The sequence below is a fragment of the Asticcacaulis sp. DW145 genome (assembly GCF_037101385.1).
GTDB classification, from domain to species: Bacteria; Pseudomonadota; Alphaproteobacteria; order Caulobacterales; family Caulobacteraceae; genus Asticcacaulis; species Asticcacaulis currens.
In genome coordinates, this window is record NZ_AP029026.1 from 84007 (window position 1) to 99997 (window position 15991).

The 15991-nt window shown below is 60.8% G+C and carries 13 protein-coding genes; 10 read left to right on the forward strand and 3 right to left on the reverse strand.

Annotated elements, in window-relative coordinates:
• Positions 1-4: 4 nt before the first annotated feature.
• From AACH73_RS17495 to AACH73_RS17505, 3 genes are all read left to right on the forward strand, one after another.
• The gene (locus tag AACH73_RS17495) at positions 5-2383 is read left to right on the forward strand and encodes a glycoside hydrolase family 95 protein (protein WP_338736524.1); all 2379 of its coding nucleotides are present in this window, start codon (positions 5-7) and stop codon (positions 2381-2383) included.
• Between the two features lie 121 nt (positions 2384-2504).
• The gene (locus AACH73_RS17500) at positions 2505-3263 is read left to right on the forward strand and encodes a GntR family transcriptional regulator (RefSeq protein WP_338736525.1); all 759 of its coding nucleotides are present in this window, start codon (positions 2505-2507) and stop codon (positions 3261-3263) included.
• A gap of 208 nt (positions 3264-3471) precedes the next feature.
• On the forward strand, positions 3472-4269 hold the full coding sequence (locus AACH73_RS17505) for a FadR/GntR family transcriptional regulator (protein ID WP_272740897.1): 798 nt from the start codon (positions 3472-3474) through the stop codon (positions 4267-4269).
• Positions 4270-4275: 6 nt separating this feature from the next.
• On the opposite strand, the gene AACH73_RS17510 is transcribed toward AACH73_RS17505, so the two are convergent.
• Positions 4276-6237: a ferritin-like domain-containing protein gene (locus AACH73_RS17510; RefSeq protein WP_338736526.1), complete on the reverse strand. Its 1962-nt coding sequence runs from the start codon at positions 6235-6237 to the stop codon at positions 4276-4278.
• A 220-nt stretch (positions 6238-6457) separates the two neighbouring features.
• Between AACH73_RS17510 and AACH73_RS17515 the strand changes: the two genes are divergently transcribed.
• Together AACH73_RS17515 and AACH73_RS17520 are read left to right on the forward strand one after the other, a co-directional pair.
• Positions 6458-6817: a YciI family protein gene (locus tag AACH73_RS17515; RefSeq protein WP_272740899.1), complete on the forward strand. Its 360-nt coding sequence runs from the start codon at positions 6458-6460 to the stop codon at positions 6815-6817.
• Complete coding sequence (locus AACH73_RS17520; protein WP_338736527.1) at positions 6817-8052, forward strand: DUF6596 domain-containing protein; 1236 nt, start codon at positions 6817-6819, stop codon at positions 8050-8052. The genes AACH73_RS17515 and AACH73_RS17520 overlap by 1 nt, the downstream gene beginning before the upstream one ends.
• 31 nt (positions 8053-8083) lie before the next feature.
• Here the strand turns inward: AACH73_RS17520 and AACH73_RS17525 are convergent, their stop codons facing one another.
• Together AACH73_RS17525 and AACH73_RS17530 are read right to left on the reverse strand one after the other, a co-directional pair.
• Positions 8084-9925 (reverse strand): glycoside hydrolase family 97 catalytic domain-containing protein, encoded by a 1842-nt coding sequence (locus AACH73_RS17525; protein ID WP_338736528.1) that lies wholly within the window; start codon positions 9923-9925, stop codon positions 8084-8086.
• A 161-nt stretch (positions 9926-10086) separates the two neighbouring features.
• Complete coding sequence (locus AACH73_RS17530; RefSeq protein ID WP_272740902.1) at positions 10087-10734, reverse strand: TetR/AcrR family transcriptional regulator; 648 nt, start codon at positions 10732-10734, stop codon at positions 10087-10089.
• 72 nt (positions 10735-10806) lie between these two features.
• On the opposite strand from AACH73_RS17530, the gene AACH73_RS17535 reads away from it, so the two are divergent.
• Genes AACH73_RS17535 through AACH73_RS17555 form a run of 5 tightly spaced genes read left to right on the forward strand, consistent with a single transcriptional unit; the run spans position 10807 to position 15989 of the window.
• A complete protein-coding gene (locus AACH73_RS17535) occupies positions 10807-11946 on the forward strand; it encodes an ABC transporter permease (RefSeq protein WP_338736529.1) in 1140 nt (379 codons plus the stop codon).
• A 6-nt stretch (positions 11947-11952) separates the two neighbouring features.
• On the forward strand, positions 11953-12657 hold the full coding sequence (locus AACH73_RS17540; RefSeq protein WP_338736530.1) for an ABC transporter ATP-binding protein: 705 nt from the start codon (positions 11953-11955) through the stop codon (positions 12655-12657).
• A gap of 4 nt (positions 12658-12661) precedes the next feature.
• Positions 12662-13591 (forward strand): efflux RND transporter periplasmic adaptor subunit, encoded by a 930-nt coding sequence (locus tag AACH73_RS17545; RefSeq protein WP_338736531.1) that lies wholly within the window; start codon positions 12662-12664, stop codon positions 13589-13591.
• The gene (locus tag AACH73_RS17550) at positions 13588-14985 is read left to right on the forward strand and encodes a TolC family protein (RefSeq protein ID WP_338736532.1); all 1398 of its coding nucleotides are present in this window, start codon (positions 13588-13590) and stop codon (positions 14983-14985) included. Before AACH73_RS17545 ends, AACH73_RS17550 begins: the two co-directional genes overlap by 4 nt.
• Entirely contained in the window at positions 14982-15989 is a 1008-nt protein-coding gene (locus AACH73_RS17555; RefSeq protein ID WP_272740907.1) for an NAD-dependent epimerase/dehydratase family protein, read from the forward strand. The genes AACH73_RS17550 and AACH73_RS17555 overlap by 4 nt, the downstream gene beginning before the upstream one ends.
• Positions 15990-15991 lie beyond the last annotated feature (2 nt).

Consider the following 15991-nt stretch of genomic DNA (forward strand, 5'->3'; position numbering starts at 1 on the left):
TGCCATGACCCGATCGACCCGCCGCGAAACCCTTGGGGGGCTTCTGGCCCTCAGCACCCTGCCTCTGCTGGCGGCGCAGGCCCGTGCACAGACGGGGTCATCGGGTGCGGGGGCCTCGACCAGGGTGCTCGGTTTCAACGCCCCGGCGGCGCGCTGGATGGAGGCCCTGCCGGTCGGTAATGGCCGTCTGGGGGCCATGGTCTATGGCGGGATCAAAAGCGAGCGGCTGCAACTGAACCATATCGAGCTGTGGTCCGGGCGCTCGGTCGAAGACAATCCGAAGACGACGCGCGCCGCCCTGCCCAAGGTGCGTGAGCTTCTGTTCGCCGGCAACCGCGTCGAGGCCAATCGTCTGGCGCAGGATCAGATGATGGGCCCGATGAATGAGGTTGATTACGGGTCCTATCAGATGCTGGGTGACCTGCGGCTGGAGATGGGCCATGGCGAGGCCGTCAGCGACTATAGCCGCGAACTCGACATGGCCACGGGTCAGGTCACGGTCCGCTATAAGATTGGCAAGGCCACCTACAGCCGCACCGTGATGGCCTCGGCCCCGGATCAGTGTCTGGCCGTCTATATCGAAACCAGCGCCCCCGAAGGCCTGTCCCTGACGGCGATGCTCAGGCGCGACCGCGATGTGGCGTTCGACTGGCAGGGCGGGGTACTGAAAATGTTCGGTCAGCCCCAGCCTTATGGCGTGCATTTCTGCGCCTATCTGGCCTGCCGCAGCGACGGCGGCCGCGTTGCGCCGGACGGTCAGGGTTTCCGCATCACGGGCGCGCGTTCCGTCCTTCTGACCCTGACCGGGGCCACCGATCTGCTGGCGCCCGCTCCGGAAACCGTCGCCCGGGCGGCGCAGGCCAAACTCGCCGCCCGTTCTTGGAAGAGCCTCGCCCGCGATCAGATTCGCGATCACCGCGCCCTGTTCGACCGCGTGGAGTTGACGCTGGCACCGTCTGGCGTCCCGGTTCTGGCGTCCGAGCGTCTGGCGGCGGCGTCCGACGCGGCCGAAAAGGCGCTGATCGAGACCTACTTCAATTTCGGGCGTTACCTGCTGATCGGCTCGAACCGGCCCGGTTCCCTGCCGCCCAATCTTCAGGGCCTGTGGGCCGACGGCTTTGCCCCGCCGTGGAGCGCCGACTACCACATCAATATCAATATCCAGATGAACTACTGGCCGGCCGAGGTGTGCGGCCTGTCCGAACTGCACCACAGCCTGTTCGACTATGTGGACCGCCTGATGCCCCATGCGCGTCAGACGGCGCAGATCGCCTATGGCTGCCGCGGGGCCGTGGCCCACTACACGACCAATCCGTGGGGGCACACGGCGCTGGACGGCAATGTGCAGTGGGGATTGTGGCCGGAGGGTCTGGCGTGGCTCACCCTGCATTACTGGGAACATTATCTCTATACAGGCGACCTCGACTTCCTGCGGGCGCGCGCCCTGCCGGTGTTCAAGGCCTGTGCCGAATTTACGCTCGACTATCTGGTCGAAGACCCGCGCACCGGCAAGCTGGTGTCCGGTCCCGCCAGTTCGCCCGAAAACAGCTATGTCATGGACAATGGCAAGGTCGGCTATGTCGATATGGGGTGCGCCATGTCGCAGTCCATGGCCTTCACCGTCCTGACACTGACAAAAAAGGCGGCGGACACCCTGTCGGCAGAGCCTGAATTGCGCGAGGCCTGTGCGGCGGCGCTGGCGCGACTGGACCGGCTGAAGATCGGGCCCGATGGCCGCGTGCAGGAATGGAGCGAGCCGCTTACCGAAGCCGAGCCCGGTCACCGGCATATCTCGCACCTGTTCGGCCTCTATCCCGGCATTGAGATTGATGTCCACGATACGCCCGATCTGGCTGAGGCGGCGCGGCGCACCCTGACCGAGCGCCTGCGGCATGGGGGCGGTCATACGGGCTGGAGCGCGGCGTGGCTCACCATGTTCCGGGCGCGGCTGGGCGACGGCGAAGAATCTCTGGCCATGCTGAGAAAGCTGTTTCGTCAGTCTACGGGGGCCAACTTCTTCGATACCCACCCCTACACGCCGGAGCCGATCTTCCAGATCGACGGTAATCTGGGGGCGACGGCGGCCATCGCCGAGATGCTGGTGCAAAGCCACAATGGCAGCCTGCGCCTTCTGCCGGCCCTGCCGAAATCGTGGGCGAACGGGCGGGTGCGCGGCCTGCGCGCGCGCGGCGGTGTGAGCGTCGATCTGCAATGGGCCGAGGGCAGGCTGACCCACTGTGTAGTCAGGGCGTCGCGCAAGGCGCAATACCGCCTTGTGCCGCCGCCGGGTCAGTCGGGCCTTGCACCGCTCAGCCATGGCAAGCAGAAGCTCGTCTGGGGGCAGGTGGCCGACTTGCAGGCTGGCCAGAGCTATGCGCTCTAGGCCGGGCCGTGACGACGAGATAGCTGCGGGCAGCGCACCCGATCAAATGCGTGCGGGCGCATTGACCCGGCGGGCGGGCACGCGCTATCCAAGACGTTCAACAGCCGTGCGGCGGAACGTCATGTCAAACGAAGACCTAGCCTCGGACGAGTTACGCACCCAGCGCGATCTGAGAGCCTATCAGATCATCGGGCAGTCCCTGCTGCAACGCATCCGGTCCGGCGAGTTTCATGCGACGGGCAAGCTGCCGACCGAGCGCGAACTGGCCGAGGTCTATAGCGTCGGCCGCGCGGTCATTCGGGACGCTCTGGTCATGCTCGAAGTCAAGGGGCTGGTGCAGTCGCGTCAGGGTTCGGGCATCTATATCACCAAGGCCGCCTACGCCGAAGGCTGGCCCGATCGCAAGGAAGAGTTCGCCGATCGCCCTCTGAGCGAAGCGCCCGCGCCGAAATGGCTCGATATCCTGCACGCCCAGCAATGCCTCGAAAGCCATATTGCCCGACAGGCGGCCCTTGCGGGCGCTGACGAGGGGGGTGCGCTGGAGGAGTTGGTCGAGCGGCTGCGCCAGGCACCGTCACCGACCGAACTGAACCGCCTGAATGGCCTGTGGCACGCCACGCTGGCGCAGGCCGCGCGCAACAGCGAACTGATGTGGTTGTCGCAGCAGATGTGGGAGCGGCGTGCGCAGGCGGCCACCGCGCAGACTCTGGGCGACTATCCCAATTTGGCCGCTACCCGACAACTGTGCGCCCTCGATCACAGGCGCACGCTGGAGGCGATCCGAAAAGGCGATGCCGACCGCGCCTATTTTGCTATGTGGCATCACTTCGAAAACCTCAAAGCCCTGTACAAACCCGAAAAGGCCCCCATCAGCGTGTAAGTGCGCCCGGCATTGGCCGGTCAATCTGCATACAGGGCGAGGAGTTAAAAAGTAACAGATATAGCGTTTTGAGCCGCGCGTTCTGAGGCCATAACGTCAAGATTTTGATATTGGTTGGCCAATAAAACGTGTATGCTGCTATGGTTCGGGCCTGACGCACCGGGTTCCAGCAGATCGGAAAGAGTTGAGAGCCCTGATGAACCCCAGAATGGCATCCAGACAAAGCCGTGACGGCCATAGCGACGCCGAGCCTGTGCTGAGCGAGGAAGCGTGGAACGAACGCGATCTGCGGGCCTATCAGGTCATTGGCAAGTCGCTTCTGGAGCGTATCCGTTCGGGTGAGTTTCGCGCCAGCGGCAAGCTGCCGACCGAGCGCGATCTGGCTGAAATCTATGGCGTCGGGCGGGCGGTTATCCGCGATGCGCTGGTCATGCTCGAGGTCAAGGGCGCGGTGCAGTCGCGGCAGGGCTCCGGCATCTACATCATGCCGCAGGCCTATGCGCAGGGCGTCAATGTCGATCCGTCAGACGGCTTTGCGGGCGCAGAGCTGGCGGTCGCGCAACTGAACCCGCAGCACCTGATCGACGCGCATCAGTGGCTGGATTGCCAGATTGCGCGCATCACCGCCGCGCGGCATACCGAAGACGACATGGCGGCGATGGAGAAGGCTCTGCAAGGGCTGATCAATACCAGCGCGGACGAAGAATATGAGCCGCGCAATCACCACTTCCATCGCCAGATCGCTCAGGCGACGCACAATTTCGAGTTCGTCTTCATGTCGGAACAGGCCTGGCAGCGGCGTCAGCAAAGCCCGGCCATGCGCAATCTGAGCGTGCTTCTCTATGGCGACCGCTTCCGCAGTCTGGTCTTTGCCGACCATCAGCGCACGCTTGATTTCCTGCACCGCGGCGACGGCGACGGGGCCTTCTATTCCATGTGGCACCATTATGAGAACCTCAAGACGGCGCTAACCCTGGCCGAGTCGCTCCCTGCCATTCAGGGCTAAAGGCGCCTAAACCCCCTCGGCCTCGAACCCGGCGGCCCGGTGGCTGCCGTCGCAGAACGGTTTGGCCCCCGACTGACCGCAGCGGCACAAGAGAGCGCTCTCGACCCGCGTCACCACGCGCCCGGTCCCGGCGCAGATTTCGAGATTGCCGGTAATGCGCAGCGGGCCATTGCGCTGCGGATCGACCAGCAGTGGCCCGTCCCGTACGGCGAGGGGCTCAAGGCTCTGTGTTTCAGGCTCCCCCGTAGCTGTGAACTGGACCTCATGATGGGAGCCGTCGCAATAGGGCTTGTTCTTTGAGGCTCCGCAGCGGCAGAAGGTCGCGCGAAGTCCGATCGTCTCGCCCGCCACCGTCAGTGGCGCATGGATAGCATTGGGACCATTCTCACGCGTGCGCATCATATTGACTGCCGGTGCCCGTTCATCCGGGCGCGTCTTCCCGCGGTAGCCAATGGCACCGGATGGGCACGCGTGCGCCACCTCGATAAGTTGATCTGTCGGTGTTTCATCCGGGTGCAGCCAGGGGCCCACGACATTTGCGATGAAGCTTTTGGGGGCACCCGTCACGCAGAAGCGCGCATGGATGCAACGTTTCATATCGACGACCAAGGTGAGGTCTTTCCCTTCAACCACTTCGGGCGCGGAGTTGCTGCCGTCGGAAGGGGCGACGCTTTTCAAAGACTCCGGTGCGGCTTCGGGCGGCGTTGTGTCAGGGGTGTCGGTCACGGTGGCTGTCCGAAGGTAGGTGGTGTAAACTGATCTTAGTTGCGAAAGCGCGCGTTCCACGCGGGGACTTGACGCGATCTGACGTCCGCCCTCTTCAATTTCTTTCAGCCGGTCGCCCAGGAGCTTGCGAATAGCCGGGGTCGAACCGGGCGTATCCAGTGTGCGCAGCGTGGCGAAACTCAGTCCGGCATTGCAGTCGTCGTGCTCATTGGCCTTTAAACGGGCCAGTTCGCGCGCCAGCGGGTCGAGCGCCCGCATCAGACTGATCGAGGTATTGATCATCAGCCGCTTCTCGGCCATGTCGGTGGAGGCGAAGCCCTGCGCCAGAAATCGCAGCATATGGTTATAGACGGCGTTGCCCAGATCGAGCACCTGACGCGGACGGTCGCATTCGACCCACACGCGGTCTTGCGGGTCGTGGATCGGTTTGCGCATCACCGGATTGCGGGCAGCATTATAGGCGGGCTTGAAGTCCGGAGTGTCGGCGAGGCGCGCCTCATAAGCCTCACGGATCTTGACGAAGCGGCTGTAGTGACTGCGCTTGCAGCCGATCTCCGTGCCTTCGCCCTGCTCCACAATGGTCTCGATGGCCTTTTTTGCGGAAGCCAGATCGGTGATGCGCACCAATCCGGTCAAAGGCAGTATGCTGGGACACACCTGAAGGGCGGGATCGCCGCAAAAGAGCGAGGCTTCGCCCATCTGTTCGCTCAGTTGCTCAAGCCCGGCCTCTACCGAGCGGTAGAGGTGTCCCACCGTCAGATAGTCCTGCGCCGATGGCATAAGACGCAGACCGGCCAGCGCGCGCTGATAGGCCGGACGATTGTCAAAACCGCGGCCATCCGGTTCATGGCTGCCCTCGGGCCGTTCCAGATAAATGAAATGCTGAAGGGTTTCGGGCGTAAAAGGCGCCAGCCGCACCTGGATCCCCGACGGGTGATAGCCATCGGCCACCGGAAAATTCGGGCGGCTGAGGTGACCTACGCCGCCAATAGCGTTCATCAGATTAGCGACCAGCGTCAGATGCGTCATTTCGTCGATGGCAACGTCAACAATGGCCCGGTGCCAGCCACGCACGGTCTCGCGCAGGTCTTCGGCTACGTCGTCGTCTGCTTCCGTCTTAAGCGACCAGGCCGCGTAGAGGTAGCAGCACATCAGGTTGTGCTCGATCTCCGCCGCCTCGCACAGACTGTCGAGCAACTGCTCGCGGTTATGGATGATAATGGCAGGCTCTGCAGAGGTCATGTGCGGGTCCCGGGAGGCAGGTGAGATCAACCTATCACCGAATTTCGCGGCAAGGCCAGCAATGCTTTCGCTTTTTGACTGCGCCATGGGCACAGTTGCCTTGCGGGCGGCAAAAAACAATGTTCGGATAATTTTTTCGCAGGCGATGTCGAATCCGCCTGTCTTTGTGCGTCAGTCAGCCGAAGACATCTGGGTCTTCGTTCCACGAAGGAAACACGTCATGCACTACATGCTTCTGATTGCCGAGTCCGCCGAAGGCTTCGCCGAGCGCAACTCCGAAAACGCCCCCGCCTACTGGAGCGGCTGGATGGCCTATTCTGCCGCCATTGTTGAAGCGGGCATCTTCGTTTCGGGCGCGGGCCTGGCCGGGCCTGAGACCGCCACCGTCCTGCGTTTTGACACCAAAGGTCAGCGCGTGCAGGATGGTCCGTTCATCGACTCCAAGGAACAGGTCGGTGGCTTTTTCATCATCGACGTACCGAATCTCGATGCCGCCCTGGATTGGGCGCGCAAGGCCCCGATCACGCGCGGGGGTTCCGTCGAAGTGCGCCCCTGCCTGCCCCCGCCCCCGCGTGACTGATGCGGGAGGATAAGCGGCTCATAGAACGTGTCTTTCAGGCGTCGTCCGGGCGACTGACGGCCTATCTGGCGGCGCGTTTTGGTGATGTCGCCCTCGCTGAAGATGCCCTGAGCGCGGCCTTCGCGGCGGCGCTCAGGCTATGGCCTGACACGGGCGTGCCCACCTCCCCGGAGGCCTGGCTCTATCAGGTGGCCCGGCGCGCCATCCTGGACACCCTGCGCCGGCGTAAGACGGCCGCCGCCTATGCGGCCGATCCGGTGGCGCAAAGGCCGGAGGCAGAGGATGCGCCGGGTTTTGTCTTTCCGGACGAGCGCTTAAAACTTTTGTTTGTCTGCGCCCACCCGGCGATTGCGGCAGACCTGCACATCGCTTTGATGCTCAATACCGTCTTAGGGGTCGAGGCGCACCGCATCGCCCACGCCTTTGTTATTTCACCGGCGACCATGAGCCAGCGTCTCACACGCGCCAAGGCGAAGATCCGTGAGGCGCGTATCCCCTTCGTCATACCGGACGCCGAAGATATGCCGCCGCGCCTGCACAGCGTCCTTCAGGCCATCTATGCCGGGTTCGGCATTGGCTGGGACGAGGCGCGCACGCGCATGGGGGCGGAGGACCTGACGCAGGAATGTCTGCTGCTGGCGCGCCTTGTGGCAGAGTTGATGCCGCAGGCCCCGGAGGCTCTGGGCTGTCTGGCCCTTCTGCTCTATAGCGACGCCCGTCACAAAAGCCGTACACGTGATGGGGCCTATGTTCCCTTATCCGAGCAAGACGCCACCCTGTGGGACGCCGATCAGATGCGCGAAGCGGGGCAGGTTCTGCAACGCGCGGCGCGCTTTCAGCACTCGGGGCCATTTCAGCTGATGGCGGCGATCCAGAGCGCGCATATTGAGGCCCGGCTGACGGGGCGTGATTACAGCGAGGGTGTAGCGCATCTCTATGCGGGCCTGCGCCACATCGCGCCCGGTCTGGGGGTCGAGGTGGCTTTTGCGATGGCGCTCGGCAATGCGCAGGGCCCAGAATTCGGGCTGCGCCAGCTCGACCTGATCGACCCGGTGCAGACCGCCAGCTACCAGCCCTATTGGGCGACGCGGGCCGACCTGCTGCGGCGGACAGGGCGGATGACCGAGGCCGCCAGCGCCTATGATCTGGCCATCGGTCTTTCGGGCGACAGTGCCGTGCGCCAGTATCTGATCGGGCGCAGGGCCGGTCTCGGGGCTGGCGGCGCTCACGCGTAACGACAAACCCCGATGATCCGGACGTGTGGTCTTATTGCCGGCGGATCCGGGCGACGTAGCCCCCCTGCGGACTTAAGGTGATGTCGAGGCTTTCACCGGGGGCGACGTGACGTTTGCCCGTAATGAAGGCGGCGGGGTTCTGACGGTCGTCGGCATAGTCTTCGATCTGCCACTTCCCGGGCGTGAGGAAGTCCAGTTTCAGGTGCGCCGACCTTGGGGTCTCATTATTGATGACCGCGATGTACCACGCCTCACCCGACCGACGGGCAAGGGCGGCGACCTCGCCCGGCTGACTGGGCGCCAGTACCCGGGTTTCATCCCAGACGGCCGGCATGTCTTTTATGACCCCGAAGGCCGGGTTGGAAATATAGGTCTGCGGGTGTCCGCCGAACGACAGAAAGGGCGAGGTAAACATGACCATCTGCGCCAGTTCGTGCGACCACGTATTGCCCTGAAGTTCCTTCGGCGTGAAGACGGTGGGCGTATAGTCGCCCGGCCCGGCCACGTAGCGCGTAAACGGCAGGATGGTGTCATGCGCCGCCGGCAGTTTCCGGTTATAGCGCGTGATGTGCCATTCATGACCGCGCACGCCCTCGCGTGTCAGGACGTTGGGCCAGGTCCGTTCGGTGCCGCTGGGCTTTATGGCACCATGGAAGTCAACCATCAGACGCGCAGCGGCGGCATCGCGGGCGGCGTCTTCGTACCAGTTCGACCACGTCCGGCTCCCCGGTTCCGGGAAGTCGATCTTGACACCGACCACACCGGCGTCGGCCAGTCGTTTGAAAAAGCTGCGGCGGGCATCGGCTTCAAAGACTTCGCGGCTGTGGACCCACACCCAGATACCGACGCCTTTTTCCCGCGCATAGCGCACGGTTTTTTCCAGCGTCGGCCAGGGTTGCTTCCACTTGGCCCAGCCGTCGTCGATCAGATAATATTCATAGCCAAGCGTCTTCGTCCAATCGACCCATTGCGGCTGATCGTCTTCGAGGGGATCACCGATCGCCAGCCATTGCCACGTGGAGCGGCCCGGCTTGATCCAGTCGGCCCGGGCCAACTCGGCGGACGGGGCCGGGTTCACGTTTTGAACGAGGGTGGAGTTGACCAGTTCGGTGAGGGTTCGCGCAATGATCGTGACCCGCCACGGCTGAATGACGGCGGCGTCCGTCGTCCAGCCCTCGGGATTGGCGTAAAGTGTGTTGAGGAGCAGCCCGTCCGGAGACACGCCGACCGCGCTGTCGGCATAGTCCCTGACGGCGGCCTCTGTGAGGGTCACCCACAGTCCGTTGATTTTAAGCGTAATCGGCGCGCCGAGCCGTTTGCCTGACAGTTGCGATAAACGGCTCTGATAGTAGGGGTTTTCGTAATCTTCTTTGAGTTCGGATACCCACATTGTGGCGTCCGCGTCGCTGGGTCGCCAGCCCGAAAGGTCCGCTTCGACCTTGCGGCCGGTCTGCGCGGGCAATCTGAGCCTGACCGCAACGCCGTCGTCGGCCACCTGCACATCGGCGAAGGCCACGCTGCCCGTGTCCCGCAGAGAGAGCGTCGCTGTATTGGCCTTGTGTTCCGCAAAGCGCTTGACGCCATAGAGGCGGTACGTTTCGGCGACCTTGCCTCGCTTGACCTTGGTAATGACCGTATGCTGACCCACGTCGATGGCGTTGGTGCGGATGCCAAGAGGCGAGGCGGCCAGTACGTCCTTGCCATCAGCGGTCACCTTATAGGTCAGGTGCCCGCTCTCATCGCTGATATGGACCCTGACCTTTCCGGAGGGGCTTTCGATATTCACCGTGGCGGCGTCCGCCGTCTGGGCGACCGAGAACAGGGCGACCCCCAGCAGCGCGACCGTTCTGAAAACCGCTTTGGTCATTCTCATGAAACCTCTCCAATGCCTCTTTGTGCGGCCCCTGCGGCCCTTTCAGCGCTTATGAGCGCGCTCTTATCCGCCTGTCAGAGTTAAATGCCAGAGCGATTTCGTCAATAGTTAATTGTACGACAAAACAACATTTAAACCGCTATTTTGCATATGGACCAAATCTACCTGGGGGGTTCAAGGCCGCGAACAAAAAAATCTACCGCTTTGGTGCAGTAGTGACCAATTTCTTCATCAGAAGGTCGATCTCCAATGCCCATGCCGCACCGCATATGTATGTCTGATCCCTTGATTAGCGACGAAAATACATGCGTATAAAAGACTGGGTCTTCAATCTTAAGGGTGCCGCGCGCCGAAAGACGTTGAAAATATCTCGCCATTGCCGCTTTGACACGTCCGGGCCCAGCCTCGAAGAAAAGGTCGCGTAAGTTTTGGTGATTGGCCCCATCCGCGCGAAGAATCGTTTCAATTGACATAGCCTCACGACTGTTCATGAGGTTCATGAGACCAATCGCTATAGAGAGAAGAGCTTCCCTTACCGGCAACTCGTCACACTGTTCAAACAGGGCCTCTGGAATAAACTCTTCGCACTTTGCACGAACGACGGCGGCAAATAGTTCTTCTTTGGTCTGAAACCGCCTGTAGAGCGTAAGCTTGGACATGCCAACGCCTTTGGCCACGGCCTCCATGGTCGCGCCCTGGTAGCCGAGTTCCAGAAACAAGTCGCCAGCTACCTTCAAAATTTGAGGGATAAGGTCGGCATTGATCGGCCGGCCGCGCCGCCCTTTTGACAAATTTGGCATATCGCTCATAATAATGGTACTTGACGGTCCATTAATTTATTGCCATTTATGATACTCAATGGTTCACTTAATGGCAACTCCATGAACGCCGTCGCACTTAAGATGTTGTTAGGAGACCGGGCAAAGTACCTCGGTCTTGTTTTCGGCGTTACCTTCGCCACACTTTTAATGGCGCAACAAGTCTCTATTTTTGTGGGGATCATGTCGCGTACAGCCAATGCCATCACCAGCGTCCGGGAAGCTGACGTCTGGGTTATGGATCCTCGTGTACGGTACGTGGATGAAGTCGAGCCTATGCGAGACGTAGAGCTCAGCCGCGTCCGTTCAGTACCGGGGGTAGATTGGGCTGTCCCCTTTTACAAGGGCCTATCGACCATTCGGCTCGCAGATGGCCTGACTCAGCAGGTCCAATTGATTGGGGTGGATGATGTCTCTCTCATCGGTTTATGCGATGACATGCTTTCTGGCCGACGCGACGCCATCCGCGATCCTCAATCCGCGATTATGGACCGAAATGGCTTCTTGTTCGTGTGGCCGGAAGGCGATTTTCAGAATAGCCGTACCTTCGAACTGAACGACAACCGTCTTCGGATTCGAGGCGTATGCAACGAAAAGCCCACCTTCCTGACCTTTCCGATACTCTATGTCACTTACCAGACCGCAATGGAGATTACGCCGCCGCAGCGTAAAAAGATGCCATTCATTGTCGTAAAGGCGCGTGACGGCGTGACTGCGGAAGCGCTCGCAACACGCATTGCACACACGACTGGGCTTCAGGCGCTGACCGCTCCGCAATTTCGTTGGCGAAGCATCAACTACTACCTTGAGCGGACAGGCATCCCGATTAACTTTGGTATTACGATTGCGTTGGGTGCCATTATTGGCGCAGCGATTACCGCTCAAACCTTTTACATTTTCGTTGTTGAGAACCTAAAGCAGTTTGCGGCGATGAAAGCTGTGGGTGTGACCAATGGTCAGCTTCTCAGGATGGTCCTGCTTCAGGCGAGCGTCGTAGGTTCAATGGGGTATGGCCTTGGGATGGGCGCGACTGCGCTGTTCTTTTTCGCCACCAAAAATCAACCCGCGCTTCAGGGTTTTCAGCTCTACGCCCAGGTTATGGCGGGCACCGGGGTAAGCATCGCCATAATCATTTTGGGTTCCATCCTGTTCAGTCTGCGCAAGGTATTTCGCCTTGATCCGGCTGTTGTGTTCAGGGGGTAGGGCGCAATGTCAGACGTTTCACTTAGACATGTCTCGAAAAGCTTTGCCGCTGGAGATGGCCAGGTGCAGGTCCTTCACGATGTAAGTACAGATATCAGGCTTGGCGAATTGACAATGCTTGTGGGGCCTTCCGGCTGCGGGAAAACCACGCTCATATCTATTCTATCGGGGATTTTATCGGCCTCTGCCGGCGAAATCGAACTTCTCGGACATTCACTGACGCAGATGAATGATCGCAAAAAGGTAATGTTCCGACGCAAGAATATAGGCTTTATCTTTCAGCAGTATAATCTTCTACCGGCACTCACGGCGGCTGAAAATGCGGGTATGCCGCTGATGGCGTCAGGTCTGTCGATGCAGAAGGCCTCTCAGCGAGCCTGCGAGCTTCTCGACGCGGTCGGAATGAGCGACCATGTAAACAAGCTCCCACGCCAGCTATCAGGTGGACAGCAGCAGCGCGTCGCGATCGCCAGAGCCCTTGTCCACTCACCTCGTCTGATTGTCTGTGATGAACCTACAGCAGCTCTGGATGCCGCATCGGGTAAGGGCGTCATGGACATTTTAAGGCAGATCGCCAGTACACCTGAGCGCGGTGTGATCGTCGTCACCCATGACAATCGGATCTACTCTCACGCCGATCGTATTCTCGAAATGAGCGATGGTCGCCTCATCGGCGACCAAGCGCCCGATGCCTTCATTCATAAGGAATAGTACTATGGCGGGTTCGTCGAAAGCCAAGACGTGGACGCTTAAGCCGTCAAACTTGATCCTTCCCGCGCTAGCGGTACTTGGGATGGGATTTGCAATCTTCACCGTGTTTTTTAAGCCCGTGGAAGCGGCACGAATTCCAGCAACCCCACCGCCTCGGTCTCCCGCCGAAGGTGCGCTGGCAGCTGTAGGTGTTGTTGAACCGCGAAGCGAGATTATTCAACTTGGTGTCGAGTTGCCGGGGATCGTTCGGTCCCTAAACGTCAAGGTCGGTCAGGACGTCACTGAGGGAGAGGTCTTACTTGCCCTTGACCAGCGCGATATTGATGCAGAGATTGCGCGCAGGCAAGCCGTAGTAGACAGTGCACGGATTCAGGCTGCAGATGCGCTTGCACTCTATAAAAGGATCTCTAACGTCGATGACAAGGCGGCCGTCTCAGCTGAAGAAACCGAGCAACGCCAGTACGCTCTGAAACTCGCCGATGCGCGTGTGAAAGAAGCGCAGGCAACCCTCGAGGCGGCTCGCACGACGAAGTCCCGCTTGACGCTGACTGCCCCCATCCCTGGACGAATCCTGGAGTTGAACGTAAGACCGGGTGAATTTGTCGGCTCGCCTTCTAATCAGGTCTTGATTTCCTTGGGCGACGTCTCACGTCTTCATGTGAGAGCCGAGGTGGATGAAGAGTTTCTCACTCGGCTGTCAACAGGAACCTCCGCCTATGCCACGTTTAGGGGGGATGCAAGGAAGTATCCTCTAAGCTTTGTCCGAAGCGAGCCGTATGTTCGACCAAAGCAAAATCTGACATCAGCTTCGCCGCGCGTCGACACCCGGGTTGCACAAGTCGTTTATGCCCTCCCGGAGGACACGCGCACGGATTTTGTCGGCCAGCAAATGGACGTCTTCATAGGAAGTCCCTCTGAAGGAACGCCGAAATGAGGGCCGTCGTCTTCCTGTTTAGCCTGTCCGCTGCAACACCCGTATTCGCAGCGGAACCTCCAGCAGCCTCGCCTGCATGTATAGACCAGCAGCCCGCTGCCGTCGCCACGTATCAAACTCTTTGGTCGGAGTTTGCGGATCCTGGTCTGATCTGCCTCGCGCAGCACGTTTTGAACGACAATCCAAATCTTAAGGCAATAAGGGCGCGTGTTGAAGCGGGTTCTTCGATAATAAAAGCTCAGCGGGCGCGGCGTCAGCTGAGTGTTGATGGCCTGATAACAGGCTACTCCGGGAACGATCAAATTGGTTCCAATACCGACGCTAGTCTGGGGCGAGCCGGTTTGGAGGCACGCTGGGAGATTGATGTCCGTCACCGCCTCTCCCTAGAAGAAGCCCGCGCCGGTTACGCCCGAGACCGTGATGCGGCTCTATATGAATCATCGGCCTTTAGTCTGTTGGCGGACCTTACCCAGAGGTTGATCGCACTACGCGCCCTAGACGGAAAAATCGACTTGCAAATTCAAATCGTTAATCTCCGTTTGCGTCAGGTTCAACGCGAAACCGCCCGCCTACAGTCCGGGCTCGTTAGGGGAGGACGATCGCAAGATCTCGAAGCCAACCTTGCAGCGGAACAGAATGCACTCGAAGGATTGCAGGCCCAGCGTCAAGCTACCCTGGTCCAAATTGAAGCCCTGACAGGATATTCCAGAGATCAACTCAATGATGCGTTGCGGCCCAAGGCCCTGCCTCCAGTGCCGGCGCCCGCCGCGGTCGCGGCGCTGCCCCTCGACCGACTTGCATTTAATCCCAAGGTGAGAGCTGCCGCGTCCGAGGTCGCCCGTGAAGAAACAAACCACCAGATAGCCCTCGCTGCACGCTGGCCGCGAGTGAGTCTGTCGGGCTTCCTGGGGTTGCAGGATGGGTCCAACGGACTCAGATTGAGTGCCAACCCCATACAAAGCCTCTCGGCGCAGCTTCTTTCGCCCATTTTTGATCGCGGGCGAATAGATGCCGATGTTGCAACTGCGGCCTCCTATAAGAAATCGGCGATAGCGTCCTATCACGCGGCGTTGACCGAAGCGCTCGAAGACAGCCAGCTCGCCGTGGCAGAATACGAAGGCGCGTACAAACAGGGCCTTGCCAGTGAGAAAGCCCTTGCCATGAGTGTGCGCGCTCTTCAAATCGACCAAAGCCGCCAAAGAGCAGGACTCGTGTCCGATGACATTGTGACTGAAGGCGAGCTAAAGCGTCTGTCCCGTCAGATGGCGATAATACAGGAACAGGAACAGGCCCATGTGGCCTTCGTACGCCTTCAGAGGGTCTTGGGTCCTCAGTCGGCGCTTTCAACCTCTTCTGCTTACAATTACGCTAAGGTACAGGGATTAAAACAATGACGGACACAGTACTTGTCACCGGCATCGGTGGCTTTATCGCCAAGCATCTGGCGGCGCAGCTTCTGGCCGAGGGGTTCACGGTGCGGGGCACCGTGCGCAGCCCATCGCGCGCCGAAGAGGTGCGCGTGGCCCTTCGGGCGCAGGGTCTGCCGCTCGATCGTCTGAGTTTTGTCACCCTCGATCTGGAACGCGATGAGGGCTGGGACGAGGCGGCGCGCGACTGCCGCTTTGTGCATCATGTCGCCGCACCCTTTCCGCTGGTGCAGCCCACTGACCGCGAAGCTCTGGTGCCCGCCGCTCGCGATGGCGCGCTGCGCGTTCTGAAAGCCGCCAGCGGAGCGGAACGCATCTGCATGACTTCGTCGATTGCCGCCATGATGTATGCGCCGCGCGCGCAACGCCGCTTCACCTTCGGCCCCGAAGACTGGTCCGATCCCGAATGGTCGCTCAACACCCCTTACGTCGTCGCCAAGACCCGCGCCGAGCAGGCGGCCTGGACCTATATGGACCAGGTTGGTCGCCGTCAGGCCCTGACGGCCATCAATCCCGGTCTGGTGCTGGGCCCGCCGCTGGATGCGCATTGGGGCACATCGCTCGACGTCGTGTCGATGCTGATTCAGGGCAAGTACCCCGCCGTGCCGCCGGTGGCCTTTCCCATCGTCGATGTGCGTGACGTGGCGGCCTTGCACGTGAAAGCGATGACCGCACCGGTCGGAGGGCACCGCCTGCTGGCCGCGGCCGATACCCTCTCCCTGTCTGAAATGGGCCAGTTCCTGCGCACGGTCCTGCCGCAAAACGCGAAGCGCATTCCGACGCAGACATTGCCGCTCAGCGTGACGCGCGTCCTGTCGCTGTTCGACAAATCGCTCGCCACGCTCAGGCCCGATCTCGGTCGCTACCCCGTGGCCGACAGCCGCCTGACCACAGAGTTGACCGGACTGACCTTGAACAGCGCCAGAGACGCGGTCACGGCCGCCGCACGGGCTCTCTCCGGCAAGGCCTGAAC

Coding starts and splice junctions, on each gene's coding strand:
- AACH73_RS17495 (WP_338736524.1), top strand. CDS start 5: ATGACCCGATCGACCCGCCGCGAAACCCTTGGGGGGCTTCTGGCCCTC.
- AACH73_RS17500 (WP_338736525.1), top strand. CDS start 2,505: ATGTCAAACGAAGACCTAGCCTCGGACGAGTTACGCACCCAGCGCGAT.
- AACH73_RS17505 (WP_272740897.1), top strand. CDS start 3,472: ATGGCATCCAGACAAAGCCGTGACGGCCATAGCGACGCCGAGCCTGTG.
- AACH73_RS17510 (WP_338736526.1), bottom strand. CDS start 6,237: ATGACCTCTGCAGAGCCTGCCATTATCATCCATAACCGCGAGCAGTTG.
- AACH73_RS17515 (WP_272740899.1), top strand. CDS start 6,458: ATGCACTACATGCTTCTGATTGCCGAGTCCGCCGAAGGCTTCGCCGAG.
- AACH73_RS17520 (WP_338736527.1), top strand. CDS start 6,817: ATGCGGGAGGATAAGCGGCTCATAGAACGTGTCTTTCAGGCGTCGTCC.
- AACH73_RS17525 (WP_338736528.1), bottom strand. CDS start 9,925: ATGAGAATGACCAAAGCGGTTTTCAGAACGGTCGCGCTGCTGGGGGTC.
- AACH73_RS17530 (WP_272740902.1), bottom strand. CDS start 10,734: ATGAGCGATATGCCAAATTTGTCAAAAGGGCGGCGCGGCCGGCCGATC.
- AACH73_RS17535 (WP_338736529.1), top strand. CDS start 10,807: ATGAACGCCGTCGCACTTAAGATGTTGTTAGGAGACCGGGCAAAGTAC.
- AACH73_RS17540 (WP_338736530.1), top strand. CDS start 11,953: ATGTCAGACGTTTCACTTAGACATGTCTCGAAAAGCTTTGCCGCTGGA.
- AACH73_RS17545 (WP_338736531.1), top strand. CDS start 12,662: ATGGCGGGTTCGTCGAAAGCCAAGACGTGGACGCTTAAGCCGTCAAAC.
- AACH73_RS17550 (WP_338736532.1), top strand. CDS start 13,588: ATGAGGGCCGTCGTCTTCCTGTTTAGCCTGTCCGCTGCAACACCCGTA.
- AACH73_RS17555 (WP_272740907.1), top strand. CDS start 14,982: ATGACGGACACAGTACTTGTCACCGGCATCGGTGGCTTTATCGCCAAG.